Source organism: Rhodococcus sp. IEGM1428 (assembly GCF_050321865.1).
Lineage (GTDB): Bacteria > Actinomycetota > Actinomycetes > Mycobacteriales > Mycobacteriaceae > Rhodococcoides.
Map to the genome: position 1 here is coordinate 77,560 of NZ_JBNQFW010000005.1, position 25,293 is coordinate 102,852.

The following is a 25,293-nucleotide window of genomic DNA, read 5'->3' on the forward strand; positions in this document are numbered from 1 at the left end:
CGATGGCTGCGCAGCGAATACACGTCGGGCTGTCCACGGCATCGGTGTACCCGCAGAACACGGAGGCGGCATTTCGTTACGCATCCGAACTCGGGTACGACGGCGTGGAACTGATGGTGTGGGCCGAGTCGGTCAGCCAGGACGTCGACGCGGTGGCCGCACTCTCTCGGGAGTACTCGATGCCGGTTCAGGCCATCCACGCGCCGTGTCTGCTGATCTCGCAGCGGGTGTGGGGATCGGATCCGATTGCCAAACTGGCCCGATCGGTCGAGGTGGCCGAGAAACTCGGTTCGGCTACGGTCGTCGTGCATCCGCCGTTCCGCTGGCAACGCAAGTACAGCGAGGGCTTCGCCGATCAGGTAGCGGAACTGGAAGCGAACTCGCACGTGGTGGTTGCCGTCGAGAACATGTTTCCGATGCGTGCCGACAGGTTCTTCGGACGCAAGGAGAAATCGGCACAGCGACTGGAACGACGGGGCGGCCCGGGAGCCGCCCTGTCGGCGTTCTCCCCGTCGTACGACCCGACGGACGTCGGCCACGGTCACTACACCCTCGACCTCTCGCACACGGCCACCGCGGGCTCCGACGCCCTCGAGATGCTCGATCGGATGGGCGAGGGCATCGCGCACCTGCATTTGGCCGACGGCCGAGGCGCGTCCGTCGACGAGCATCTGATCCCCGGGCACGGCAGTCAGCCGTGCGTGGAGGTGTGCACCGAACTGGTGCGCCGCGGCTTCGACGGTCAGGCGGTGATCGAGATCAACACGCAGAACGCGCGGACGGTCCCCGAGCGTTCCTCGATGCTCGGACAAGCACTGCAGTTCGCCCGCGCACACCTGTCCTGAGGCCGCCGGTAAGTTGTCGGGAATGAGTTCTGCCAGCCCCTTCAAGGCCGCCACCACCCTGACCGCGCTCGAGGTCGCCACCGACACTGCGTCGTTCGCGGGCGCGATCGACTCCACCTGGACCATCGGTCCCAAGGTGCACGGCGGCGCCATGCTCGCCGTCTGCGCGGCAGCGGCGCGCAGGCATATCGTCCTGACCGACCCGGAGCAGGCCGAGATCCAGCCGCTCGCGGTGAGCGTCAGCTACCTGGCCGCTCCCGATCCCGGCGAGGTTGCACTGACGACAGTGGTGCGCAAGCGCGGTCGGCAGGTCTCCCACGTCGACGTCGAACTCACCCAGGCCGGACGCGTCGCCGTGCGGGCGGTGGTGACCCTGGGTCGTCCCGACTCCGACGAACCCCACCACGAGACGCCGACGTCGCTGGCGTCGATGGCCGTCGAACCTCCCGCCGAGACACTCGCGGTGGCAGGGGATCATCCGATGGCGTCCATCGTGCACGTCGCCAAGGGCTGCGAGATGCGTATCGACGAGTCCTCGGCGTCCTTCCTGACCGGCGCGCAGGGCGAGGCAGAGATCAGATTGTGGGTGCGTCCCTTCGCGGGCGACGAGGCCGACATCGGCACCGCGGTGTTGTTCGCATTGATGACCGGAGACATCTCGGCTCCGGTGACCATGAACCGCGGAATGTTCGGTTGGGCGCCGACCGTGCAGTTGACGACCTACCTGCGGCGCCGTCCGGCACCGGGGTGGCTGCGCGTGGCGGCGACCAGCACCGTCATCGGCAGCACCTGGTTCGAGGAGGACCACGTGGTGCTGGATTCGACCGGTGCCGTCGTGGTGCAGAGCAGACAGTTGGCGATGGTGCCGCGCTCGAACTGACATGGCAGGCTTGGCCGCATGACGAGAATTGCAGTGATCGGCGGCGGACGGATCGGCGAGGCGTTGATTGCGGGACTCCTCGAGTCCGGCCACGCAGTGCGCGATCTGGTGGTCGCCGAGAAGTCCGAGGCCCGCGCCAAGGAGATCGCGAAGGAATTCGGTGTCCTGACCACCACCGTCGGCGACGCATCCGAGGGGGCCGACGTGATCGTGCTGGCGGTCAAGCCGGCCGACGTCGAAACGGCACTGACCGAGATCACCAAGATCGAGCTCGACGGCGATCGCGAACAACTCATCGTCTCGCTGGCCGCAGGCGTTCCCACCGCCAAGTTCGAGCCCAAGCTCCCCGCCGGCTTCCCTGTCGTTCGGGTCATGCCCAACACCCCGATGCTGGTGGGGGAGGGCGTCAGCGTGCTGGCACCGGGTAAGTACGCCCGCGCCGAGCACCTCGAACTGGTGCGTTCCATCCTCTCGGCCGTCGGCAAGGTCGTGGTGGTCAAGGAACATCAGCTCGACGCCGTGACGGCGGTATCCGGGTCGGGTCCGGCCTATTTCTTCCTGGTGGCCGAGGCCATGATCGACGCGGGAGTGGGCCTGGGATTGGCCCGCGAGGTGGCGTCGGCGCTCGTGGTTCAGACGATGGTGGGGGCCGGGGCGATGCTGGATCGGTCCGACGAGAGTGCGAACGAGCTCAGATATGCCGTGACCTCGCCGGGCGGTACGACGGCCGCAGCAGTGCGAGAATTGGAACGAAATGGCCTTCGAGCAGCGTTTTTCGATGCTCTCGGTGCCGCAAATGCCCGATCCATTGAGATGGGCATCACAGCAGATTGAAAAATCTTTTCCCCACTCCCGTCGCAGTAACCCCATCTGTCCCTATAGGCTCGGGGGCAGCACGTGCGTGTCTGTTCGGCAGGAGGGGAAGCCTGCCGCATGAGACGTGCCGGAGGTATGTGGATTGATGGCGTCTATAAACAAGCCGTCCAAGGGTTCGTCCCCGGATGGTCAACCGGCTCTGGCCGGAACGCAGTTCCTCACTGTCGCTGAAGTGGCGACGCTGATGAGGGTTTCGAAAATGACCGTGTACCGGCTGGTACACGGCGGAGAATTGCCCGCTGTACGAGTGGGTCGATCTTTTCGTGTGCACGCCAAGGCGGTTCACGACTATCTCGAGACCTCGTACTTCGACGCAGGCTAGTAGTGCACGCGGGGCCGGTTTCGTAAGTGCCGGTTCGGACCGGTAGGATTGGCGCTCGTCGTGCCAGCCAGCCGGTGTGCAGCCGTGGGCGAGTACGTGGCCCCAGCGCCAGCTCGGTGACCAAGGCTTTTGGCTCGAAGCCCTCAGGGCTTGGTTGTCAGGTAGGCGTACGCAAACGGCGTGCGCGAAAACGCTAGAGAAGAACGTGAGGACACCCGCATGGGTTCAGTGATCAAGAAGCGTCGCAAGCGCATGTCGAAGAAGAAGCACCGCAAGCTGCTTCGTCGTACCCGCGTGCAGCGCAGGAAACTCGGCAAGTAGTTCTGCCGGCATAGCTTTCACCAGGAGGCCCGTCACCGTCGGTGGCGGGCCTCCTGGCGTTCGAACGTGGGCTTCGCTTCTCGCCCTCGCGTCTGCCCACCGATCCAGTAGGCTTTGGACCGGAGCCGATGTTGGGGGTGCGCAGTGAGTCCGAGCGATCGTGGTGTTGCCGCGCCCCGAGTGGTCCTGGTGACCGGAGCGAGTCGTTTTCTCGGCGGGTACCTCGTCACCAGACTGGCCCAGAACCCGCAGATCGAACGGGTGATCGCCGTCGACGCGCTGTCGCCGAGCAAGGATCTGCTCCGACGCATGGGCCGCGCCGAGTTCGTCCGCGCGGACATCCGAAACCCGTTGATCGGCAAAGTGATTCGTAATGCCGGCGTGGATACGGTCGTGCATGCCGCCACCGTGGCCAAACCCCCCAGATCCGGCGGCCGCGCCACGATGAAAGACCTCAACGTCATCGGCGCGATGCAGTTGTTCGCGGTGTGCCAGAAATCTCCGACGGTGGAGAAGGTGGTGCTGCGTTCGTCCTCCTCGGTGTACGGCTGCAGCGCGAAGGACCCGGTGAAGTTCACCGAGGAGATGAGCGCCCGACGCCCACCGAGCGGTGCGTACGCGCGGGACACCATCGACATCGAGGGATACGTTCGCGGACTCGGCCGTCGACGACCCGACATCGCCGTGTCGATCCTCCGCATGGCACCGCTGATCGGTCCGCGATTGAACGGCACCATCTCGCGGTACATGACCTCGCCGCTGATCCCGAGCATCATCGGCCGCGATGCACGTATGCAGTTGCTGCACGAGGAAGACGCCCTCGCCGCGCTCGAGCGCGCCACCATCGGCGGTCCGGCGGGCACGTTCAACATCGGGGCCGACGGCACGATCATGCTGTCGCAGGCGATCCGCCGTGCCGGGCGCGTCCAGGTGCCGGTTCCGTTTCCACTGTTCAAGAGTGTCGGCCGCGCTCTCATGGGCGGCATGATGCGGGAGTTCACCACCGAACAACTCGACTACTTCCACTTCGGCTGCGGCCTCGACACCACCCGCATGCGTTCGGTCCTGGGCTTCGAGCCGCGGTGGACTACGGTTCAGGCATTCGACGACTTCGTCCGCGGCGCTGCGCTTCGCCCGGTCATCAGGACCGAGTGGGTGGACGGCATCGAGAATCGACTGCTCTCGGCCGTTGACACCGGCGCATCCACGGCGCGCGCACTGGCGGCACTGCGTAGCACGGACACAGTGCGAAGTTCGGGAGGGACGGGTGAGTGAAGTGGCCAAAGTGATTCCATTGCACGGTGGCCGCTCGGTCCGCGCGTCGCAGGGTTCGCGCGAACGGCACCCCTCCGCCTACACCGAGCCGCGTGAGCCGACGCCGCTGCTCGACCCTGCCCCCGTCGTCGCGTCCCCTTCGGCGGCAGCGATCCCGACTCCGCTGCTCTCGATGATCGACGACACCAAGACCGCCGTCGTGGACCAGATCTCCTCGGTTGCCGAGTTCGTGCGCAGACGTCTGGCCGGCGATTACAGCGTGGACGAGTTCGGTTACGACCCGCACTTCGCCGACGCCATCTGGCTTCCGCTGCTGCGGCCGCTGTTCGACAAGTGGTTCCGCGTCGAAGTGAAGGGCATCGAGAACATTCCGTCCGACGGTGGTGCCCTCGTCGTCGCCAACCACGCAGGTGTTGTCCCGGTCGATGCGCTGATGGCGTCGGTCGCGGTGCGCGACCACCATCCGGCGCACCGTCCACTACGAATGTTGGCCGCCGACATGGCTTTCGAGATGCCCGGCGTCGGCACCATCGCCCGCAAAGCCGGGCACACGCTGGCGTGCAACCCCGACGCCGAGCGCCTGCTGCGCACCGGCGAACTCGCAGCGGTGTTCCCCGAGGGCTTCAAGGGCATCGGCAAGCCGTTCAGCGAGCGCTACAAATTGCAGCGATTCGGCCGTGGCGGGTTCGTCTCGGCGGCTCTGCGAACGGGTGCACCGATCATCCCGTGCTCCATTGTCGGCTCGGAGGAGATCTACCCGAAGATCGGCGACATCGCGCCACTGGCTCGACTGATGGGCATGCCGTACTTTCCGGTCACGCCGTTCTTCCCGCACTTCGGTCCGCTCGGCCTGATCCCGTTGCCGTCCAAGTGGTACATCGAGTTCGGTAAGCCGATTCCTACCGACTCGTACGACGCCGCCGCGTTCGAGGATCCGATGGTGCTCTTCGAGCTGACCGACCACGTCCGCGAAACCATTCAGCACACGCTGTACCGACTGCTGGCCAAGAGACGCAACGTCTTCCTGGGGTGAACGCACGGGTTATCCTGTGCCAGTGCACATTCGCAACACCACCACCGAAGATCTGCCCGAGATTCTCGACATCCACAACGATGCCGTCGCCAACACGACTGCCATCTGGGACGAGGAACAGGTAGACCTCGCCGATCGCACGGCCTGGTTCGACGGCCGCCTCGCTGCGGGATACCCCGTCCTCACCGCCGAGGTCGACGGCCGGGTGGCCGGATACGCGTCGTACGGGCAGTGGCGGGTCAAGAGCGGTTACCGGCACTCGGTGGAGCACTCGGTGTACATCCACCGGGACTTCTATCGGCGTGGCCTGGCCAGTGCGCTGCTGAGCGAATTGATCGAGCGGGCCAGGGCAGGCGAGGTGCACGTGCTGGTGGGGTTCATCGAGTCCGAGAACACCACCTCGATCGCGCTGCACCGGAAATTCGGCTTCGCCACCGTCGGGCAGATGCCGGAGGTGGGCGTCAAGTTCGGCAGATGGCTCGACCTGACCCTGATGCAGCTGACGCTCTGAGCGGCCTGCCCGGATGTCAGCCCTTGCGACGGCCGACCACGGCAGCGAGTCCGCCGCCCACTGCGCCCAAGGCCAACGCCGTCGGGACGCCGATCTTGGCGGCCTTGCGTCCGGTGCGATAGTCGCGAATTTCCCAGCCCCGGTTCTTGGCCAGCTCACGTAGGTCCGTATCGGGATTGATCGCCACGGCGGTCCCGACGAGCGAGAGCATCGGAACATCGTTGTGGCTGTCCGAGTACGCGGTGCACCGCTTGAGGTTGAGGCCTTCACGCACAGCCAGTGAGCGCACTGCGTGCGCCTTGCCGATGCCGTGCAGGATGTCTCCGACGAGGCGGCCGGTGAACACCCCGTCCTTGCTCTCGGCGACGGTTCCCAGTGCCCCGGTGAGCCCGAGCCGCTTGGCGATGATCTGAGCCAGTTCCAGGGGAGTGGCGGTGACCAGCCACACCTGCTGGCCGGCGTCGAGGTGCATCTGCGCGAGAGCGCGAGTACCGGCCCAGATCTTGTCGGCAATGACCTCGTCGTAGATCTCTTCGCCGAGCGTGGTCAGTTCGGAGGTGGGGCGGCCCTTGATGAACGAGAGCGCCTTTTCTCGGCCGCTGGCCACATCCTCGCTGTTCTCCTTGCCGCTGACCCTGAATTTCACTTGCTGCCAAGCGAATTGAGCCAAGTCGCCACTGGTGAAGTATTTGCGAGCAGCCAGCCCGCGAGCGAAATGGATGATCGATGCGCCCTGGACCATGGTGTTGTCCACGTCGAAGAAGGCCGCGGCGGTGAGATCGCGCGGAATCGCGCCCTCGGACTCGATCTGCAACGCGAGAGCGGCGTCGGCACTGGCCTGGCCGGCCACGTTGGCGCGGACTTCTGCATCGGACGGACCGAAGGGGTTGCGAATCCTGCGAATACGCCGCTTGAACTGCTTGTCCCCGCGCGGATCCTCGGTGTCGACCATGTCGATATCGGGCGTGGCCTCGATCGGCAGGTCGGTTCCCCCGTCACTCACTTCGGTCCTCCTCCCACTCGAGTACTCGATGCGCCCAGTCGGTCTACCCGCGCAGCCGAGTCGGTCACGCAAGCAGCCCACTCGGCTACCCTCGCAGCCTAGTCGTGGGTCCGACAGGACCGACGGGGGACAAGCGAAGCCGGCCGTGAGGGCGGGCCGGCGGGGTGGCCGTCTGTGACGTTCGTCTCCATTGCGGACGTGTCACAGTGGACTGATGCAGACGACTCCCCGCGGCGTGGCTCTTCTCACCCGTGCAGGCTGCCATTCGTGCACCCACGCGCTCGAGGTGTTGAGCGAGGTGTGCCGCGAGTTCGACGTGGCCGTCACGGTCGTCGACGTCGACGAGGCGGCGACGGAATCGCCTGACCTGCGTGCGGAGTACGGGGACCGAGTGCCGGTGGTGCTGCTCGACGGCATCGAGCACAGCTACTGGGAGGTGGACGTGCCCCGATTGCGGGCCGATCTGGCTCGGGCAGGGCACCCTAAGAACGTGTGATTCGTCTCCGTGTGCAGGTGAAGGCCGGTATGCGCAACTTTGTTCATTCGTTCACAAGCAGTTACCGTGGTGTGAACAGCATTCGTGAAATAGACACGAACGCAGGATCAGCGTGAAGACCGGCATCGACGCCGTTCGGACGAGGAGCCCCAGACGTGACCGAAGAGCGCCCGTCGCCCAGCGGCGTAGAGCGGGTCATCCCTCAGGCTACGGTCACCCGTCTGGCGACCTACCTGCGGGTCCTCTCCATCCTCGCAGACGAGGGCGTTCTCATCGTCTCCAGTGAAGAACTGGCCACCGCAGCAGGTGTCGGGTCGGCCAAACTGCGCAAGGATCTCTCCTTTCTCGGCCCCAACGGCGTTCGCGGTGTCGGCTACGACGTCGCACGTCTGCGCGCCAAGATCGAGAGCGCACTCGGACTCGATCGCGGCCACCGCGTCGTACTGGCGGGAGTCGGCAATCTGGGACAGGCGCTGGCCGGGTACGGCGGATTCGCGCGTCGCGGCTTCACGATGGTCGGCCTCTTCGACCGTGACCCGGCGCGTGTGGGCACCGACGTAGACGGACTGACCGTCCGGCACGTCGACGAGCTCGACAAGGCATGCCGTGAACTCGAGGCGACCATCGGCGTCATCGCCACCCCCGACGACGCCGTGCACGTCGTCGCCGAGAAGCTCGTAGCAGGCGGAGTCGAGTGCATTCTGAGCTTCTCGCCGATGGTGCTCGACGTTCCCGAACACGTCGAGGTACGGCGCGTGGACCTGGCGGTGGAGATGCAGGTGCTCTCTTTCAACAGCTCTCGCAACGTGTCCGAACCGGCCGGCGTGACCGCGCCGACCGTCGTCACTGCGCCTCGGCCACAGCCGGTCTCACCGCCTCCACTCACGTCCACGGCACGTCTCGGCCGCAGTCACGGCCCGCGCATCGCCGGAAATCCAAGCCCAGTCAACAGTTCGACAAGAAACGGATCGGTGATTGCACCGTGAGTGTCCTTCTCGTCGGGATATCGCACCGTAGCGCTCCCGTCGCAGTCCTCGAGCGTGTCGCCATCACGGACACCGATCGCCCGAAACTGACCGACAAACTGATGGCCAGCGGAAGCATCTCCGAGGTCATGGTGGTGTCCACGTGCAATCGTGTCGAGATCTACGCCGTCGTCGACGCCTTCCACGGCGCATTGACCGCCGTCGGCGAGGTACTCGGTGAACACTCCGGACTCGAGATCGCGGACCTGACCAAGCACGCCTACGTGCGCTACAGCGAGGCCGCCGTCGAACATCTGTTCGCAGTGGCCAGCGGCCTGGACTCGATGGTCATCGGCGAGCAGCAGATCCTCGGCCAGATCCGGTCGGCATACGCCGCCTCGGACGGCCAGCAGGCTTCCGGACGGGTGATGCACGAACTGGCGCAACAGGCGCTGCGCGTCGGTAAGCGGGTACACAGCGAAACCGGAATCGACGCCGCCGGAGCCTCGGTGGTCTCGGTTGCCCTCGATCGCGCCGCCGAGACGTTCGGCGGTTCCCTCGCCGGTCGCAAGGCCGTCGTCCTCGGAGCCGGAGCCATGGGCGGCCTCGCCGTCGCGCACCTCGGCCGCGCCGGAATCGGCGGCCTCACCGTCGTCAACCGCACTCGCGAGCGGGCCGACCACTTGGCCGAGAACGCCGTCTCGAACGGAATCCCGGCAACGTCGGTCGCCCTCGAGAATCTGCCCGCCGCGGTGGCCGAGGCCGACATCCTCATCACCTGTACCGGTGCGGTGGGGGCCGTGGTCTCCATCGCCGATGCTCACCTCGCCCTCGTCGGACGCGACTCCGAGCACCCCCTGGTGATCTGCGACCTCGGACTGCCCCGCGACGTCGACGCCGCAGTGGCGCAGCTGCCGGGTATCACCGTCTTCGACATGGAGTCGCTTCAGCGCGATCCCGCAGCCGGTGCTGCGGCGAACGACGCGTCGGCGGCTCGCGAGATCGTCTCCAGTGAACTCTCGGGTTACCTTGCGGGACAACGGCTTGCCGAGGTCACCCCCACCGTCACCGCACTGCGTCAGCGCGCTGCCGAAGTGGTCGAGGGGGAGTTGTTGCGCCTCGAGTCGCGGCTGCCCGGGCTCGATTCACCGCAGCGCGACGAGGTGGCCCGTACCGTGCGCCGGGTAGTCGACAAGTTGCTGCACTCGCCGACGGTGCGCGTCAAGCAGCTCGCCAGCACCCCGGGCGGGGATTCCTACGCCGCTGCGCTGCGGGAGTTGTTCGAGCTGAGCCCCGGTTCGGTCGATGCGGTGGCGACGCCGATGGAGATCGGCTCGCTGGAGCTGGTCGACGACTTCACCGCCAGCCGTACCGATCTGCGCTCGGACTTTCACCCCGGCGGCACCGCCGGTCAGGAGCGATCGGAGTGAACGACATCGTCAAGATCGGTACTCGCGGAAGCCTTCTCGCGACCACCCAGGCCGACACCGTGCGCGTGGCTCTCGCCGCTGCAGGGGTCGAGGCCGAACTGGTGATCGTCAAGACCGCGGGCGATCTGTCTGCTGCACCCGTACAGACGATCGGCGTCGGTGTCTTCACCGCAGCGCTGCGCGAGGCACTCGCCGACGGCACTGTCGACATCGCCGTGCACTCCTACAAGGATTTGCCGACGGCAGCCGACGACCGGTTCGTCATCGCGGCCATCCCGGCCCGCGAGGATCCCCGAGACGCCCTGGTGGCCCGCGACGGGCTGGTACTGGGCGAGCTGCCCGCGGACGCGAAGGTCGGTACCTCCGCACCCCGCCGGATTGCTCAATTGCGAGCTCTCGGACAGGGATTGGATGTCCGGCCGCTGCGAGGCAACCTCGACACCAGGATCGGGAAGGTGGCCTCGGGCGAGCTCGACGCCGTCATCGTCGCCCGCGCCGGACTGGCCCGCATCGGCCGACTCGACGTCGTCACCGAAGCACTCGATCCGGTGCAGCTGCTGCCGGCACCCGCCCAAGGTGCCCTGGCTGTCGAATGCCGCACCGGCGACACCGATCTCGCGGCGGCCATCGCCACCCTCGACGACGCACACGCGCGCGCCGCGGTGGCAGCCGAACGTGGACTGCTGGCCGAACTCGAAGCCGGCTGCACCGCTCCGGTCGGCGCGATCGCCGAGGTCGTCGAATCCATCGACGAGGACGGCCGCATCTTCGACGAACTGTCGTTGCGTGGCTGCGTAGCCGCGATCGACGGCAGCGACACCATCCGCGCGTCGATCGTCGGATCACCCGACCGCGCCGAGGAGCTGGGCCGGGAATTGGCCCGCGAACTGCTCGATCTCGGTGCCCGCGAACTCGTTTCAGTCACCGAACCAGCGCAGGCCGGTTCTCACGCACAGGGTGGATCTCATGTCTAGGGCCATAACGGCACCCGTCCGCGGACGCGCCAAACGCACGGCGACCCGTCCGGTCGTACGGAGAGAGTCGATCGCCACCGCTCGACTGATTCCGAAACGGGGCACGGCAACCCCGATAGAACTGCAGTACCCACACAAGACAGCACTGGAGAACAACCGATGAGCCCAGTCCGCAAGAACACCAACGGACGGATCCTGTTCGTGGGATCCGGGCCGGGTGACCCGGCTCTGCTCACGGTCCGGGCACGTGAAGTGCTCGGAGCGGCCGAGCTCGCATTCACCGATCCCGATGTCGACAAGGGCGTCACCGCGCTCGTCGGTGCCGATGTTCCTCGGGACGCGGAGACGGGCGAGAACGGTGTCGAGGTTCGTCCGGCGCTCGGCGAGCCCGCCGAGGTCGCCAAAACGCTTCTCGCCGAGGCCAAGAACGGCCACGACGTCGTTCGCCTGGTCTCCGGAGATCCGCTCACCACCGATTCGGTGATCGCCGAGGTCAGCGCCGTCGCTCGGACGCACGTGCCCTTCGAGGTGCTCCCCGGCCTGCCCGCCGGATCCGCGGTGCCCAGCTACGCCGGCATGGCACTGGGCTCGGGTCACACCGAGGCCGACGTCCGCGGCGAGGTCGACTGGGCAGCGCTCGCTGCTGCTCCCGGCCCGCTGGTGCTGCACGCGACGTCGGGTCACCTGGCCGAAACTGCCAGCGCCCTCGTCGAACACGGATTGGCACCGCAGACGCCTGCAGCCATCACCGTTCGTGGCACCACCCGTCAGCAGCGCACCGTCGAAGCAACACTGGCGACTCTGAACGACGCCGGATCCGAGCTCGTCGGATCGCTCGTCGTCACCGTCGGCAAGGTCGTCTCCGGCCGAAACAAGATGTCCTGGTGGGAGTCTCGCGCACTGTACGGCTGGACCGTGCTGGTGCCGCGTACCAAGGACCAGGCCGGTGAGATGAGCGACCGCCTCGTCACGCACGGGGCCATCCCGATCGAGGTTCCGACCATCGCCGTCGAGCCCCCGCGCAGCCCGGCGCAGATGGAACGGTCCGTCAAGGGCCTGGTCGACGGCCGCTACCAGTGGGTCGTCTTCACCTCCACCAATGCCGTCCGGGCGGTGTGGGAGAAGTTCGAGGAGTTCGGGCTGGACGCCCGCGCGTTCTCCGGCGTCAAGATCGCGTGCGTCGGTGAGGCAACCGCGGCGAAGGTGCGCTCGTTCGGCATCAACCCCGAGCTCGTGCCGTCGGGGGAGCAGAGCTCGCTCGGACTGCTCGAGGACTTCCCGCCGTACGACGAGGTGTTCGACCCGGTCAATCGAGTTCTGTTGCCGCGTGCCGACATCGCGACCGAAACGCTAGCCGAAGGGTTGCGCGAACGCGGCTGGGAGATCGACGACGTCACCGCATACCGCACCGTTCGGGCCGCGCCGCCCCCCGCCGAGACCCGCGAGATGATCAAGACCGGCGGATTCGACGCAGTGTGCTTCACGTCGAGCTCCACCGTCCGGAACCTGGTCGGCATCGCCGGAAAGCCGCACGCCCGCACACTCGTTGCGTGCATCGGCCCCAAGACGGCGGAGACGGCCGTCGAATTCGGTCTGCGCGTGGACGTGCAGCCCGAGTCGGCTCAGGTCGGACCACTGGTCGAGGCGCTCGCCGAGCACGCAGCTCGTCTGCGCGCCGAGGGTGCACTGCCCCCGCCGCGCAAGAAGTCACGTAGGCGCTGACGCGCCTCGTGCGCGTTTTGCGTAGCTCTGACTACGCAAAACGCGCACGACGAACGAAGTGAGGCAGGTTCCACCTTGTTCCCCACCGATCGCCCCCGACGCCTGCGCCGTACCCCGGCGCTGCGTCGGCTGGTAGCCGAAACGTCCTTGGAGCCAAGGCATCTGATACTGCCGATGTTCGTGGCCGACGGCATCTCCGAACCGCGAGAGATCAGCTCGATGCCCGGGGTGTTCCAGCACACGCTGGACTCGCTGAGCGCAGCGGCCGAGGATGCCGTGACGGCAGGCGTCGGTGGCGTCATGCTGTTCGGTGTGCCGAAGTCCGAAGACAAGGATGAAACCGGCTCGGGGGCAACCGATCCGGACGGAATTCTGAATCGTGGACTGGCTCGACTGAAGGCCGACCTCGGAGATTCGACGGTCATCATGGCCGATACCTGCCTGGACGAGTTCACCTCGCACGGCCACTGCGGGGTGCTGGGGGAGAACGGCTCGATCGACAACGACGCCACCCTGCTGCGCTACGTCGACATGGCCGTCGCGCAGGCGGACGCGGGCGCGCATCTGCTCGGACCCAGCGGAATGATGGACGGACAGGTCGGTGCGATCCGCGCCGGACTGGACGCGGCCGGTCACGTCGAGGTGGGTCAGCTGGCGTACTCCGCGAAGTATGCCTCGGCCTTCTACGGCCCGTTCCGGGAAGCCGTCGGTTCGTCGCTGCAGGGCGATCGCCGGACGTATCAGCAAGACGCTCGGAACCGCCGAGAGGCCACCCACGAGGTGGAGCTCGATCTCGCCGAAGGTGCCGACATGGTGATGGTCAAGCCGGCCATGTCCTACCTCGACATACTCCGCGATGTGGCCGAGATGTCGCCGGTTCCGGTTGCGGCGTATCAGATCTCCGGGGAATATGCCATGATCACCGCCGCCGCACAGAACGGGTGGATCGATAGAGATGCGGCGGTGCTGGAATCGCTCGTCGGGATTCGGCGTGCGGGTGCCGATGTGGTACTGACCTACTGGGCAACCGAAGTGGCGGGCTGGCTGTGAACGATTTTCCACCGGGAAACAACCCCGACAGCAACACGCCCAACAATCCACCGTCGCAACCGGATTGGCAACGCTGGGAGCTCGAGCACGGGTTCCCGCAATCGGGTCCGGAGCTGGAGCCGACTCCACGACCGGCACCGGTCGACGTGGAGACGGCCCGCCATCTGTGGTGGGGAGTGGCGCTGATCGGCGCTCTCTCGGCGCTGTACTCGGTCTGGACGTTGTTCGGGGCGCGTGAGGAATTTGCGCAGTCTCTGCTCGACGAACTCGCGGCGCAGGATGCGGCAGCGGACATGACCGTCGAGTCCACGCAGTCGATGGTGACGGTGATGCTGGTCGTCACCATATTCGTCGTGATCGGTTTCGGGGCGCTGTTCCTGTTCTGGGTCAAGCGGATGCGCGCGGGCAAGATGTGGGCCCGGATGCTGCTGACCGTCATCGGATCGTTCATCGTGTTCACCACGATGCTCGATCTGTTCGCCATGGCATCGACGGCGGGGGCCATGAACATCGTGATGGGCGTGATCGGTATCGGCCAGGGTGTACTTGCCGCCGGAGCGATCTACCTGATGCATCGTCGTGAATCCAACGAATACTTCGTCGCGTCCAGACGGCGGTAGTTGTCGGAACTCGGAAGTTTCGGGCGTGTTCTCGGCTGTGATCTCTGCTGTGTGACTAGCATCACTCTCGATATCTTTTCGAGTGATCGGATCCGACATGGCAGAGAACACCCCTGCAGTAGCGAGCGTGACCCAGCCGGCAGCCGACCGCGAGCCCTGTCCCCAGGAGAGCGGCCGTCCCGGTTGGGCGCTGCTCGGGTTGCTTCTCGCCGTCTCGGCCGCGATCGCAATCATGGCGCTGGGAATTTCTGCAGGCTGAGCGCGCTGGGCCCGTACGGAATTTCTGCCGCCGGAACCCTTTCCCACCCCGCGGTGGCAGGATGTCTGGCGTGAGCGCAGACACCGACGCATCGATCGTCCGTCCTGGGGTGGTCTCGGCCGCCTACTGGCTGTGGTTGGCCTCGGCCGTGTTGCTGATCGTCGTCTGCATGATCGCCCTGACGCTCCCCGCCGATCAGATTCGTGCCTCGTTCAGCTCGGAAGCACAGGGCAATTCGTTCCTCACCGTCTTTCGCGGCCTCGGCGTGATCTCCGGAGTGGTCGGATTGGCCATCGGACTGATGTCGAGCCACGTCCGCGGCGGTGACCGCAGATTTCGACGCGCTCTGGTGGCGCTGTCGGGAGTTGCCGCTCTGCTGCTGATCTTCGCGGCACTGGTGTTCCCGTTCGTTCCGCTGGTGATCACCATCGGCCTTGTTCTCGCGGCCGTTCTCGTCTACCGCCCGTCGGCACGGGAGTGGTTTCATCGTGAGCAGTGAGATGTCGGCGAGCGAGACCGTGCTGTTCCACGAACCCGGTGGTCGATGGCGCATGTTGGCTTGGGGGCCTGCGTTCTGCCTCGTGGTACTCGCCGTCGAGCTCGCCTCCGGTCCGGTGATCCACTGGTTCGCACTCGTGCTGTTCTCGCTGATCCTCGTCGGTCTCACCTACGTTCAGCTGCGCGCCGCTCGCATGCACGTCAGCGTCGAACTCACCACCCGAGCGCTGCGTCAGGGCACGGAGACGGTCGACGTCGCCGATATCGAAGACATCTTTCCTCCGGCCGAGTACGCCGACGACGAGTACGAGCCCAAGCGGTGGGAGACGGCGCGAGTGCTCGGGGAGCTTTCGGGGGTGCCGCGGAAGCGCCACGGCATCGGGCTACGGCTGGTGGGCGGCGGGCTGGTTCAGGCCTGGGCCAAGGACGACGACGGGTTGCGTGCGGCTCTCGAAACGGCCAAACGGGAGTACCTGTGAGGAAGTCCGTCGGCTGGGTGGAGATCGTGGTTGCGCTGCTGGCGGGGATCGGAGCCGTGGCGTGCTGGAACATGGGTGTGCGAACCACCGAGTTCCCCGCGGTTCCCGACGTGTCCCCGGCATATCAGGGGACGTTCTACTCGGGGTCCTGGATCGCGCTGGCCGCCCTCGCCGTCATCGTCGCGGGATTGCTGATCGTCGACGGTGTGCGCCGAGTCCGAACAGAAGAGTCACCCCCTACCCGGTAGGGGTATAGTGAGGCTATGAGCAGCTACAGCGCCGAGCAGGACGACCTGCTGAAGCGATTGCGTCGTATAGAAGGTCAAGTGGCCGGGATATCCCGCATGGTCGCCGACGACCGCTACTGCATCGACGTTCTCACCCAGGTCTCTGCCGTAACCAAAGCGCTGCAGTCGGTCTCGTTGAAGCTGCTCGATGCCCACCTCGCCGGCTGCGTCGTGGAGGCGGCGAGGCAGGGCGGGCCGGAAGCAGACGCGAAAGTGAAAGAAGCGTCCGAGGCCATCGCGCGCCTCGTGCGCTCCTGACGACAGAAGGGGAGTCGACGATGCAGACGACATATTCGGTCGAGGGCATGACGTGCGCACACTGTGCCGCGTCGGTGAAGGAAGAAGTCTCCGAGATCGCGGGGGTCACCGGTGTCGATGTGGACGTGGACGCCGGTTCCGTTGTGGTGAGCAGTGATTCGGCACTCGATACCGCGACGGTTGATGCTGCCGTCGCCGAGGCCGGGTACCGCCTCGCGTCGTGAGCTGGCGGTTCACCTCCTGACTGTGTTTAAAATCATGTGATACCGGTCATATCGGGCTGGTCGCAGATCGTCGTCAGGAGTGTGGATGAACAAGCTGGTGTCCAGTTCCGGAGTACTCGCCGCCAGTGTCTTCCTGACGCTGGCATGTTCGACGGGCGCGACGGCACAGACCGATCCGCTCCCTGATCTGACGGTCACCACGGTGCTCGACGGACTCGCGAAACCATGGGATGCTGTGGTCGCGCCCGACGGAACGGTGCTGACGGGTGAACGGTCCGGGCGGTTCGTGATCCGCGACGTCGACGGGGCCACCCGCGAGCTCGATGCCGACCTCGACGATCTGTACGCGTCGGGGGAAACCGGACTCATGGGCATCGCCCTGGCCACGGACTTCGGCACATCCAGAACGATCTACACGTGCCAAGGTGTGCAAGGCGGCGGAGCAGGCACGGGCAGCGCCGGAACCGGCAGCGCGGGCGGCGGCGGAAGTGACAACCACATTGCCGTCCTCTCGTGGACGGTGGACACGGCCTGGACCGCGCTGACGCGCACCGGCACGCTGATCGACGACATTCCCGTCGCCGACGGTGGGCGACACGGCGGCTGCCGCATCCTCGCTCATCCCGACGGCACCCTGTACGTCGGTACCGGCGACACTGCAACGCCGACGGTGCCGCAAGATCGAAACTCGTTGGGCGGCAAGGTTCTGCACGTCAACGCCGACGGTTCCCCGGCGGCCGATTCACCGGATCGCATCTTCACACTCGGCCATCGCAACGTGCAGGGCTTGGCCATCCGCCCCGGGACCGGACAGATCTACGAGGTGGAGCAGGGTACGACTCGCGACGACGAACTGAATCTGCTCGAGCCCGGTGGCAACTACGGCTACCGCCCCGACCGACTCCCGGTCATCTACGACGAATCGGTACCGATGACCGATCCCACCCGGGTGCCCGGTGCACTCGCGGCGGTCTGGAGTTCGGGTAGCCCCACAATCGCCACGCCCGGCCTCACCTTCGCGAACGGTGCAGGATGGGGCTCCTGGAACGGTGCCGCGGTGGTGTCGAGTCAGCAGGGCGAGAAGCTCGTGTTCCTCAAGTTGTCCGAGGACGGCACCGAATACGTCGACGAGGCGGACGCGTTGGTCGGCACCTACGGACGCCTGCGTTCGCTCACCAGCTTCGGCAACGACGGAGCGTTTCTGCTCACCACCGACAACGGGTCCGACGACAAGGTTCTGCTCGTCACTCCCGCTGCCGGCTGATGTGTGGCCCCGAGGTCGTCGAGACGGTTCACCGCACATTGGGCCGTAGGGCGTTGTTCGGATCGTTGGGCGCGGCTGCGCTGACGGTCGCGGCGAGCGGGGCGGTGCGTGCCGAACCCGTTGTCGCCGCGGCTGTTCCGGCCGGCCGACTGGTCGACCTGACGCATACCCTGAGCCCCACGTTTCCGGTGTGGCCGGGCAGCGAACCGTTCTCGATGCGCCCGGTCGCGGCCTACGAGCTCGGTGGTTTCCTGGTGAACAAGCTCTCGTACTGGGAGCACACCGGCACGCACATCGATGCCCCTGCGCACCGTGTTCGCGGCGGGGCGACGGCCGACGTGCTGCCCCTGGACGATCTGATCGCCCCACTCGTGGTGGTGGACATATCGGCGCGGGCCGAGGCAGATCCGGAAGCTGTGGTGACACCCGAGGACATCGACCGGTGGGAGCGTGAGCACGGCCGAATACCCGATCGGGCATTGGTCGCGATGCACAGTCGGTGGCAGACCCGACTTGCCGAGCGTGCCGCGCCGGGCTTCGGCGCTGCCGCGGCACAGATGCTGGTACGTGAGCGCAACATCGTCGGAATCGGGGTCGACACGCTGAGCCTCGACCGGATGAACGACCGCGAATACCCCGCGCACACAGCCGTTCTCGGGGCGGGCAGGTACGGAGTCGAAGCGCTGGCGAATCTCGATGCGGTGCCCCCGGCAGGGGCGACGGTCGTCGTCGGCGCACCCAAGCACGCCGGCGCGACCGGTGGCCCCTGCCGAGTTTTCGCGATAGTCCCCTAGTCGGTTCGGTCTCCTGGCTCCGGTCCCGTCATGCGTCAGTGCGCGTGACTGGGATTGGCCGCCGGCTCTTCCTCGGTTCCCGCTCCCGGCTCGCCGAGCATCGCCGCACCGACCAACGCGTCGGGCACACCGAAACCGTCGACGAGCAACTCCGCGTGCGGACGCAGTGTGCGGCAGCGCTCGTTGATGGCGCGGGTGACGGCCTTGGACCGCTCGGTGGACAGGTAGCGGTGCTCGATGAACCAGGCCTTGTCCTTCTCGATCACCGAGAGGGCATACAGATCGCAGACCTCGTGCAGCAGATCCTGGGTGGCCGCGTCCTCACACGATTCGATGCCGGCGATGAAGGCCTCGAAGATGATGCGATCGATGTGCGCGCTCGCAGCGTGCAGCACGTGATCCTGCACCGCGTTGAACGCCTCGAACGGGCTGGTCTCCTTGGACTTGGACTGCAACCGGCGAGCGACGGTGGAGAGCAGGTACTCCTCGCGATCCTCGAACATCTTGACCTGGGTGCCGCGGTTGAACAGCGAGCCCTCTTCCTCGTTGTCCTGACGGCGGTCCAGGATGGTCTGCATGATCGCTTGCGCTGCAGTGCGTTTGACCACTCGGTCGCCGACCATATCGGCGGCGAACTTGACCCACTCGACCGGGCTCATGGACTTGACGTCGTCGGCGTACGCGGTGAGCAGTTCCTTGGCCACCAGCTGGGTGAGCACATGGTTGTCGCCCTCGAACGTGGTGAACACGTCCGTGTCGGCCTTGAGCGAGATCAGCCGGTTCTCGGCGAGATAGCCTGCGCCGCCGCATGCTTCGCGGGCTTCCTGAATCGCGGCGGTCGCATGCCAGGTGTTTGCCGCCTTGAGGCCGGCTGCCCGTGACTCGAGCTCACGCTGCTCCTCGGCGTCGGGGCTGTCCGCGGTCTGCAACTCGTGCATCTTCGACACGAGTTCGTTCTGTGCGAATTGCAGGGCGTAGGACTTGGCGATGAGCGGGAACAGTCGACGCTGATGCACAAGGTAGTCCATGATCAGGACTTCCTGATCGGAATCGGGTGCAGCGAACTGCCTGCGCTGCAATGCGTATCGTGTCGCGATGTCGAGAGCGACCCGCGCGGCAGCGGCGGCACTGCCGCCGACCGTGACGCGGCCACGGATCAACGTGCCGAGCATCGTGAAGAACCGTCGGGACTTGTTCTCGATGGGGGAGGTGTACGTGCCGTCGTCGGACACATCGGCGTACTTGTTGAGCAGGTTGTCTCGTGGGATCCGGACGTGATCGAACATGATGCGGCCGTTGTCCACTCCGGGCAGGCCGCCCTTGTACTGGCAGTCCGAGGTGGTGACGCCGGGCAGGTCGTCGCCGTTCTCGTCACGCAGTGGCACGAAGAAACAGTGCACACCATGGCTTTCGGGCTCCTGGCCCGGTCCGGCGGTGATGAGCTGGGCGAACACCGCGGCAACGGTCGCAGTCTCGGCGGCACCGCCGATGTAGTCCTTGCGTGAGGACGGCGTAGGGGAGTTGACGACGAATTCGTCCGTCTTCGGGTCGTAGGTGGCCGTGGTCTCGAGCGACTGCACGTCGCTGCCGTGTCCGGTCTCGGTCATGGCGAAGCAGCCGAGCAGTTCTAGGTCGATGATCTTCGGGACGTACGCCTCGTGGTGGCGTTCGGTGCCGAGATTCTCGATGGCACCACCGAACAGTCCCCACTGGACGCCGGCCTTGACCATCAGCGACAGGTCGCTCATCGCGAGCATCTCGATCATCGTCACTGCAGCGCCGACATCCCCGGTACCGCCGTGTTCCTTCTTGAAGCCGTTGTCGGCCGCACCGGCGGCGGCGAGGAGCTTGAGTTGCTCGAGTGCTTTGGTGCGGGCGATGACGGTGTTCGGCGTGTAGTGCGGTCGGAACTCGTCGCGCGCGAGCTGCGTGCGCGCCTCGTTCTTCACATCTCGCCAGCGGCCGTCCAGAGTGTTCCGAAGGTGATCCGTTGTGGTTGCCATACTCGACGGTAACCTTTTGCCGCCGCGCGTGAGGGCCGGAAAGTCAGACCGGCCAGACGAATTCTCTGAACACCGCTCTGCAGGTGCGCCAGAAGCCCGTTTTCGCGTACGGACCGTCGTGGAACAGCGACGCACAGTTGTCCTCCAGAGCCCGGGTGACCAGGGGACTGAAGTCGGTGAATTCGCTGACCAGGAACTCTTTGAAGCCCGACGGCCACGCGTGCTGGGCTGGTTCGTGTTGTGCCTCCACGACCGCGAGTGTAATGCAGCAGTAACACCGATGTTACAAATCACACCTACTTCAGTAGCGCGAACGCCTCCTGAGCAACGAGGAACGCGTAGCTGGACGGGATCAGATCGATCGCACCTTCGGCCTGGAATTGCTCGGTGACGATCCAGTCCTGACCGGACGCATCGGTGGCCAGGAATGCGCCGGCGAGGTCGCCGGGTGCATTGCCGCCCTTGAAGCCCGAATACGGCCACAGTGCGGCGTCGAGCTGTACACCCGGGGTGATCGCCAGGATCCGGCGGTTCTCCTCCGCTGCCGGACCCGATGCCAGGTAGCCCATCGCCGCACAGACGTCCTGCGCATTGGCGAACCACTCGACGCCGTCGGCCGACGCCGGATTGTCGAGGAAGTTCTCGAAGTCGATCTCGAGCGGCCGCGAGTCCGCTCGGGCGAGCAGCTCGACCCGGCCGTCCGGGTCCGCACCGGACCACGCGGCCCGCATGTTCGGATCGCCGAATCCGATGACGAAGAACTGCCGGGTGTCCATCATCGGCGTCATGACCGACGGGTCGTGATGTCCCATGACACCGAGCTGGCGTTCGACGCGGTCGCGGCCGAGTCGTTCCATCAACAGATCCGTTGCGGTGTTGTCGGACAACGAGATCATTTTCTCGGCAGCCTCCCGAACCGACACCGCGGTGCCGTCGGGCAGATTCTGCAACTCGCCGGACGGCGCGCTCTTGGTCGCATCGCGAACGGTGAGCTGCTCGTCCCATCGGACCGTACCCGCCTCGATCTCGTCGGTGAGCGCGCCGAGGACGTACAACTTGAACACCGACCCCAGCGGCAGCACTGCGTCCGCGTTGGTGGAATAGACGGCCTCGCAGTCACCACCGTTGAGGCGCGACGCACTGTAGGAGTACTTCGGGGCCACCTTCGACAGCGCCGCATCGAGGTCGTCGAACGACGAGATCTCGGGGGTGTCGGGTCTGGCCAGGAATCCGTCGAGCTTGCCATCGGCACCGATCGAGGTGGAGATCGTGGCCGGGACGTCGGCGGTGGTGAAGCCCAGGACGCCGGTATCGGGGCCGGCATCGAAGTTCGTGGCCACGTTCGGTGCACCGGCGCGCAATTGTTCGAGTGGGGTGACGAGTCCGCCCAGCGGAGCCACGGCCTCGGCCAACTCGGGGCCGACGACGGCCTCCACGTCGGTGGGATCGGGTGCGTTCTCGCCGTTGATCCACTGCAGAATTCGGTCGTTGAGCGCACCGATGGGAGTCGAGGTGTCGACGGCGAAGGCCGGTGCCGTCGTGGTGGAGGTGGCCGCAGGCGTTTCGGCCGTGCCGCCGCAGGCGGAGAGTGTCAGAGTCGACGCGAGGGCAACGACTGCGAGTCTCGTCGTGGTGCGCGGCATCATCATGCTGCGATGCTAACGGATTCGGACATTTCGCCTCAGGGGGCGATGCGGCCGGCGCTCGAGGGCGCTGTGGCAGGGTGCTGTGGCGTGTTGACTTCCGAGGATGTTCGTCGAATCGATTCCGACCACCTGTGGCACCCCTACAGCCGGTTTCCAGCGAGCGCTACACCGCTGGTGGTCGAGAGTGCATCCGGGGTGCGGCTCAGCCTGGCCGACGGCCGGGAACTGATCGACGGGATGAGTTCGTGGTGGGCGGCGGTGCACGGCTACCGGCACCCGGTGCTCGACGCCGCCGCGCACGATCAGCTCGGCCGGATGAGTCACGTGATGTTCGGTGGACTGACGCACGCTCCGGCGGCGCGATTGGCCGAGCTGCTGGTCGAGATCACCCCCGCAGGGCTCGACAAGGTGTTCCTCGCGGATTCCGGATCGGTCTCGGTCGAGGTTGCGGTGAAGATGGCGTTGCAGTACTGGCGGGCCCGTGGAGAGGACGGGCGCACGCGGTTGTTGACCTGGCGCGGCGGCTATCACGGCGACACGTTCGCTCCGATGAGCGTGTGCGATCCGGACGGTGGGATGCACACGCTGTGGACCGACGTGCTCGCGAAACAGGTGTTCGCACCGGCCCCACCCACGGACTTCGACGAGTCCTACGTCGCCGAGTTCGAACGGGTGCTCTCGGCGCACGCGAGCGAGCTGGCGGCGATCATCGTCGAACCGATTGTGCAGGGTGCGGGCGGTATGCGATTCCACGACGCGCAATACCTGGTCGAGCTGCGTCGCCTCGCCGACGAGTACGGCGTACTGCTGATCTTCGACGAGATCGCGACCGGTTTCGGCCGGACCGGGGAGTTGTTCGCCGCCGATCATTCCGGTGTCGCGCCGGACATCATGTGCGTGGGCAAGGCTCTGACCGGCGGTTATCTGACCCTGGCGGCGACGCTGTGCACCACCGAGGTAGCCACGACGGTCTCGGGCGGTGAGGCCGGTGGCCTGATGCACGGGCCGACGTTCATGGGCAATCCGCTCGCGTGCGCGATCGCAGTGGCCTCGGTGGAACTGTTGCTCTCGCGCGATTGGCGCGCCGAGGTCGCGGGTGTGACATCGGGTCTGGCAGAGGGGTTGGCACCTGCTCGTTCGCTGCCGGGCGTCGCCGACGTCCGAGTGCTGGGCGGGATCGGGGTGATCGAGATGCACACTCCGGTGGACATGGCACGGGCGACCGCTGTGGCCGTCGACGCGGGAGTGTGGCTGCGGCCGTTCGGTCGCCTCGTCTACGCGATGCCGCCGTACATCTGCACCGGCGAGGACGTAACGGCCATCGCCGAGGCCATGCTGGCGGTGGCCCGAAGCCATACTTGAACAGCGTTCAAGTATGGTGCTGCCATGACCGCTCTGGAGTGGCTCGACGCCGCCGCGCGCAACCGACGCGAGGCCGGACTCGAGCGCGTCGTCATTGCCCGCACAGCCGAGGACGCAGTTCTCGATCTGGCGTCGAACGACTACCTCGGTCTGGCTCGACATCCCGCCGTCATCGACGGGGCCTGCGCCGCCGTGCGTCGATGGGGCGGCGGATCCACCGGATCGAGGCTCGTGACCGGCACGACGACGGCACACGAGCAGCTGGAGGACGAACTCGCCGATTTTGTCGGTGCCGACGCCGGGCTGGTGTTCTCCTCCGGCTACACCGCCAATCTCGGCGTCGTGACCGCACTGGCGGGACGTGACGCACTGGTGATATCCGACGCCGCGTCGCACGCATCCCTGATCGACGCCTGTCGTCTGTCCCGGGCACGGGTTGCCGTCGCGCACCACTGCGATCCCGAGCACGTCGACCGACTGCTGCGGGAGCGCACCGAGACGCGGGCTCTGGTGGTGACCGACTCGGTGTTCAGCGCCGACGGCGACCTCGCACCGCTGGCCGAGTTGTACGCGGTGTGCCGGCGACGAGGCGCCGTACTCGTCGTCGACGAAGCGCACGGGCTGGGTGTTCGTGGAGCCGGCGGACGCGGGGCCGTCCACGACGCGGGCCTGGCCGGTGCGCCCGATCTGGTGATCACCGCGACGTTGTCCAAGGCACTCGGGGCGCAGGGTGGCGTCGTACTCGGCCCGGCCGCCGTCCGCAACGAGGTGCTGCACGGCGCGCGGACCTTCGTCTTCGACACCGGGCTCGCCCCGGCATCGGTGGGCGCAGCATCGGCCGCGCTGGAAGTTCTGCGCACCGAACCCGATCGAGTGGCTGCGATCGGTGTTCGGGCAATCCAATTGGCGTCTGCGGCGGGAGTGGAACCGACTGCATCGGCGGTCGTTCCGGTGATACTCGGTGATGCCGAGCGTGCCGTCCGCGCGGCCGCGGACTGTCTCGAGCTCGGCGTGCGCGTCGGGTGCTTTCGGCCGCCGTCGGTTCCTCCGAACGCATCTCGGCTGCGATTGACCGCCCGCGCCGACCTCACCGATGCCGACATCGACCGTGCCGCAGCGGTTTTGGCGACGGTATTGAATGCTGCAGTATTCGATTCGGCGGTACCGGGATGACCGTGCTGCTCGTCAGCGGAACGTCGACCGGCGTCGGGAAAACCGTGGTGACCGCAGCGCTCGCGGCCGCGGCTCGGACGCACGGACGGACGGTGGCGGTATGCAAACCGGCGCAAACCGGAGTGGGGGACGACCGCCCGGGAGAGTCGGATATCGATGTGGTGGAGCGTCTTTCGGGAGTTCGCGGAATCGAGCTGGCGCGGTACCCCGAGCCACTCGCACCTGATGTCGCGGCCCGCCGGTCCGGTCGGCCGATGCTCGAACTCGCCGCCGTCGTCGACGCGGTTCTCGCACTCGACGAGACCCACGACCTCGTCCTGGTCGAGGGTGCGGGCGGAGTAGCGGTGCGCCTGGGTGCCGCAGGGTTCACCGCGCTCGACATCGCCGCTGCCGTCGGCGCATCGGTGCTGATCGTGGCAGGGGCGGAGCTGGGGACGCTCAATCACAGCGCGCTGACCGTCGCAGCCGTGCGTGCAGCGGACGTGAAATGTTCCGGCCTGGTCATCGGGTCGTGGCCGACCGAACCGAGTCTGGCGGCCCGGGTCAACCTGGAGGAGTTGCCGCTCGTGACGGGTGTCGAACTGATCGCGTCTGTGCTCGACGGGGCAGGCCTGTTGGACGAGAAGGAATTCGGTGCGCTCGCCCGCACGATGTTCGGCGAGTTTACTGATTCGTTACTCGGGTAACCGACGGGGAACGTCTGCCGCTTCGGCATTCGAAACA

General features: G+C 66.4%; 31 protein-coding genes. 27 read left to right on the forward strand and 4 right to left on the reverse strand.

The features are described from left to right. Nucleotides 1-2: 2 nt before the first annotated feature. The 8 genes from ACQR3T_RS21465 (at nucleotide 3) to ACQR3T_RS21500 (ending at nucleotide 6,063) form a co-directional block, all read left to right on the forward strand. Nucleotides 3-845, forward strand: coding sequence for a sugar phosphate isomerase/epimerase family protein (locus ACQR3T_RS21465; RefSeq protein ID WP_428694774.1), 843 nt, complete (start codon nucleotides 3-5; stop codon nucleotides 843-845). 22 nt (nucleotides 846-867) lie between these two features. Further along, a complete protein-coding gene (locus ACQR3T_RS21470) occupies nucleotides 868-1,725 on the forward strand; it encodes a thioesterase family protein (protein ID WP_428694775.1) in 858 nt (285 codons plus the stop codon). An 18-nt stretch (nucleotides 1,726-1,743) separates the two neighbouring features. Then, complete coding sequence (proC, locus tag ACQR3T_RS21475) at nucleotides 1,744-2,559, forward strand: pyrroline-5-carboxylate reductase (RefSeq protein ID WP_428694776.1); 816 nt, start codon at nucleotides 1,744-1,746, stop codon at nucleotides 2,557-2,559. Between the two features lie 127 nt (nucleotides 2,560-2,686). Continuing rightward, nucleotides 2,687-2,923 (forward strand): helix-turn-helix domain-containing protein, encoded by a 237-nt coding sequence (locus ACQR3T_RS21480; protein WP_008713658.1) that lies wholly within the window; start codon nucleotides 2,687-2,689, stop codon nucleotides 2,921-2,923. A 219-nt stretch (nucleotides 2,924-3,142) separates the two neighbouring features. Continuing rightward, nucleotides 3,143-3,244 (forward strand): 30S ribosomal protein bS22, encoded by a 102-nt coding sequence (locus ACQR3T_RS21485; RefSeq protein WP_003402602.1) that lies wholly within the window; start codon nucleotides 3,143-3,145, stop codon nucleotides 3,242-3,244. Nucleotides 3,245-3,388: 144 nt separating this feature from the next. Next, entirely contained in the window at nucleotides 3,389-4,519 is a 1,131-nt protein-coding gene (locus tag ACQR3T_RS21490; protein ID WP_428694777.1) for an NAD-dependent epimerase/dehydratase family protein, read from the forward strand. Then, nucleotides 4,512-5,552 (forward strand): lysophospholipid acyltransferase family protein, encoded by a 1,041-nt coding sequence (locus ACQR3T_RS21495; RefSeq protein WP_428694778.1) that lies wholly within the window; start codon nucleotides 4,512-4,514, stop codon nucleotides 5,550-5,552. Before ACQR3T_RS21490 ends, ACQR3T_RS21495 begins: the two co-directional genes overlap by 8 nt. Before the next feature lie 22 nt (nucleotides 5,553-5,574). Further along, nucleotides 5,575-6,063 carry an N-acetyltransferase family protein gene (locus ACQR3T_RS21500; protein ID WP_428694779.1) on the forward strand — a complete coding sequence of 163 codons (489 nt, stop codon included), beginning with the start codon at nucleotides 5,575-5,577 and terminating at the stop codon, nucleotides 6,061-6,063. A 16-nt stretch (nucleotides 6,064-6,079) separates the two neighbouring features. On the opposite strand, the gene ACQR3T_RS21505 is transcribed toward ACQR3T_RS21500, so the two are convergent. After that, nucleotides 6,080-7,015, reverse strand: a complete 936-nt coding sequence (locus ACQR3T_RS21505; protein WP_052071003.1) for an HAD family hydrolase — start codon at nucleotides 7,013-7,015, stop codon at nucleotides 6,080-6,082. 265 nt (nucleotides 7,016-7,280) lie between these two features. On the opposite strand from ACQR3T_RS21505, the gene ACQR3T_RS21510 reads away from it, so the two are divergent. From ACQR3T_RS21510 to ACQR3T_RS21585, 16 genes are all read left to right on the forward strand, one after another. Further along, complete coding sequence (locus tag ACQR3T_RS21510; protein ID WP_428694780.1) at nucleotides 7,281-7,562, forward strand: glutaredoxin family protein; 282 nt, start codon at nucleotides 7,281-7,283, stop codon at nucleotides 7,560-7,562. A gap of 155 nt (nucleotides 7,563-7,717) precedes the next feature. Continuing rightward, a complete protein-coding gene (locus ACQR3T_RS21515; protein WP_032380381.1) occupies nucleotides 7,718-8,548 on the forward strand; it encodes a redox-sensing transcriptional repressor Rex in 831 nt (276 codons plus the stop codon). Further along, complete coding sequence (locus ACQR3T_RS21520) at nucleotides 8,545-9,957, forward strand: glutamyl-tRNA reductase (protein ID WP_032380382.1); 1,413 nt, start codon at nucleotides 8,545-8,547, stop codon at nucleotides 9,955-9,957. Before ACQR3T_RS21515 ends, ACQR3T_RS21520 begins: the two co-directional genes overlap by 4 nt. Before the next feature lie 5 nt (nucleotides 9,958-9,962). Next, entirely contained in the window at nucleotides 9,963-10,931 is a 969-nt protein-coding gene (gene hemC, locus ACQR3T_RS21525) for a hydroxymethylbilane synthase (RefSeq protein WP_032380798.1), read from the forward strand. Beyond that, entirely contained in the window at nucleotides 10,924-11,094 is a 171-nt protein-coding gene (locus tag ACQR3T_RS21530; protein WP_155289207.1) for a hypothetical protein, read from the forward strand. Before hemC ends, ACQR3T_RS21530 begins: the two co-directional genes overlap by 8 nt. After that, nucleotides 11,091-12,653 carry a uroporphyrinogen-III synthase gene (locus ACQR3T_RS21535; RefSeq protein WP_032401867.1) on the forward strand — a complete coding sequence of 521 codons (1,563 nt, stop codon included), beginning with the start codon at nucleotides 11,091-11,093 and terminating at the stop codon, nucleotides 12,651-12,653. The genes ACQR3T_RS21530 and ACQR3T_RS21535 overlap by 4 nt, the downstream gene beginning before the upstream one ends. Before the next feature lie 75 nt (nucleotides 12,654-12,728). Beyond that, nucleotides 12,729-13,703, forward strand: a complete 975-nt coding sequence (gene hemB, locus ACQR3T_RS21540) for a porphobilinogen synthase (protein ID WP_032380384.1) — start codon at nucleotides 12,729-12,731, stop codon at nucleotides 13,701-13,703. Next, the gene (locus ACQR3T_RS21545; protein ID WP_428694781.1) at nucleotides 13,700-14,323 is read left to right on the forward strand and encodes a hypothetical protein; all 624 of its coding nucleotides are present in this window, start codon (nucleotides 13,700-13,702) and stop codon (nucleotides 14,321-14,323) included. The genes hemB and ACQR3T_RS21545 overlap by 4 nt, the downstream gene beginning before the upstream one ends. A gap of 97 nt (nucleotides 14,324-14,420) precedes the next feature. Continuing rightward, on the forward strand, nucleotides 14,421-14,582 hold the full coding sequence (locus ACQR3T_RS21550; RefSeq protein WP_165430230.1) for a hypothetical protein: 162 nt from the start codon (nucleotides 14,421-14,423) through the stop codon (nucleotides 14,580-14,582). 70 nt (nucleotides 14,583-14,652) lie between these two features. Next, complete coding sequence (locus ACQR3T_RS21555; protein ID WP_428694782.1) at nucleotides 14,653-15,081, forward strand: hypothetical protein; 429 nt, start codon at nucleotides 14,653-14,655, stop codon at nucleotides 15,079-15,081. A gap of 1 nt (nucleotide 15,082) precedes the next feature. Further along, complete coding sequence (locus ACQR3T_RS21560) at nucleotides 15,083-15,559, forward strand: hypothetical protein (protein WP_032380386.1); 477 nt, start codon at nucleotides 15,083-15,085, stop codon at nucleotides 15,557-15,559. Next, entirely contained in the window at nucleotides 15,556-15,807 is a 252-nt protein-coding gene (locus ACQR3T_RS21565) for a hypothetical protein (protein WP_032401871.1), read from the forward strand. The genes ACQR3T_RS21560 and ACQR3T_RS21565 overlap by 4 nt, the downstream gene beginning before the upstream one ends. A 15-nt stretch (nucleotides 15,808-15,822) precedes the next feature. Further along, nucleotides 15,823-16,104, forward strand: coding sequence for a metal-sensitive transcriptional regulator (locus ACQR3T_RS21570; RefSeq protein ID WP_032380388.1), 282 nt, complete (start codon nucleotides 15,823-15,825; stop codon nucleotides 16,102-16,104). A gap of 20 nt (nucleotides 16,105-16,124) precedes the next feature. Next, nucleotides 16,125-16,328: a heavy-metal-associated domain-containing protein gene (locus ACQR3T_RS21575; protein WP_032380389.1), complete on the forward strand. Its 204-nt coding sequence runs from the start codon at nucleotides 16,125-16,127 to the stop codon at nucleotides 16,326-16,328. An 85-nt stretch (nucleotides 16,329-16,413) separates the two neighbouring features. Further along, entirely contained in the window at nucleotides 16,414-17,592 is a 1,179-nt protein-coding gene (locus ACQR3T_RS21580) for a PQQ-dependent sugar dehydrogenase (protein WP_032380390.1), read from the forward strand. Further along, nucleotides 17,592-18,386: a cyclase family protein gene (locus ACQR3T_RS21585; RefSeq protein WP_037171833.1), complete on the forward strand. Its 795-nt coding sequence runs from the start codon at nucleotides 17,592-17,594 to the stop codon at nucleotides 18,384-18,386. Before ACQR3T_RS21580 ends, ACQR3T_RS21585 begins: the two co-directional genes overlap by 1 nt. A gap of 35 nt (nucleotides 18,387-18,421) precedes the next feature. Here the strand turns inward: ACQR3T_RS21585 and ACQR3T_RS21590 are convergent, their stop codons facing one another. Genes ACQR3T_RS21590 through ACQR3T_RS21600 form a run of 3 tightly spaced genes read right to left on the reverse strand, consistent with a single transcriptional unit; the run spans nucleotide 18,422 to nucleotide 22,038 of the window. Next, nucleotides 18,422-20,389 carry an acyl-CoA dehydrogenase gene (locus tag ACQR3T_RS21590; RefSeq protein ID WP_032380392.1) on the reverse strand — a complete coding sequence of 656 codons (1,968 nt, stop codon included), beginning with the start codon at nucleotides 20,387-20,389 and terminating at the stop codon, nucleotides 18,422-18,424. A gap of 43 nt (nucleotides 20,390-20,432) precedes the next feature. Further along, nucleotides 20,433-20,639: a hypothetical protein gene (locus tag ACQR3T_RS21595; RefSeq protein WP_037171828.1), complete on the reverse strand. Its 207-nt coding sequence runs from the start codon at nucleotides 20,637-20,639 to the stop codon at nucleotides 20,433-20,435. Between the two features lie 46 nt (nucleotides 20,640-20,685). Beyond that, a complete protein-coding gene (locus tag ACQR3T_RS21600) occupies nucleotides 20,686-22,038 on the reverse strand; it encodes a serine hydrolase (RefSeq protein ID WP_428694783.1) in 1,353 nt (450 codons plus the stop codon). 87 nt (nucleotides 22,039-22,125) lie between these two features. Between ACQR3T_RS21600 and ACQR3T_RS21605 the strand changes: the two genes are divergently transcribed. From ACQR3T_RS21605 to bioD, 3 genes are read left to right on the forward strand one after another with little or no spacing between them, the layout of a single operon-like run. After that, entirely contained in the window at nucleotides 22,126-23,397 is a 1,272-nt protein-coding gene (locus ACQR3T_RS21605) for an adenosylmethionine--8-amino-7-oxononanoate transaminase (RefSeq protein WP_428694965.1), read from the forward strand. A 24-nt stretch (nucleotides 23,398-23,421) separates the two neighbouring features. Continuing rightward, nucleotides 23,422-24,570, forward strand: a complete 1,149-nt coding sequence (locus tag ACQR3T_RS21610; protein WP_428694784.1) for an 8-amino-7-oxononanoate synthase — start codon at nucleotides 23,422-23,424, stop codon at nucleotides 24,568-24,570. Next, the gene (gene bioD / locus ACQR3T_RS21615) at nucleotides 24,567-25,256 is read left to right on the forward strand and encodes a dethiobiotin synthase (RefSeq protein ID WP_428694785.1); all 690 of its coding nucleotides are present in this window, start codon (nucleotides 24,567-24,569) and stop codon (nucleotides 25,254-25,256) included. The genes ACQR3T_RS21610 and bioD overlap by 4 nt, the downstream gene beginning before the upstream one ends. Nucleotides 25,257-25,293 lie beyond the last annotated feature (37 nt).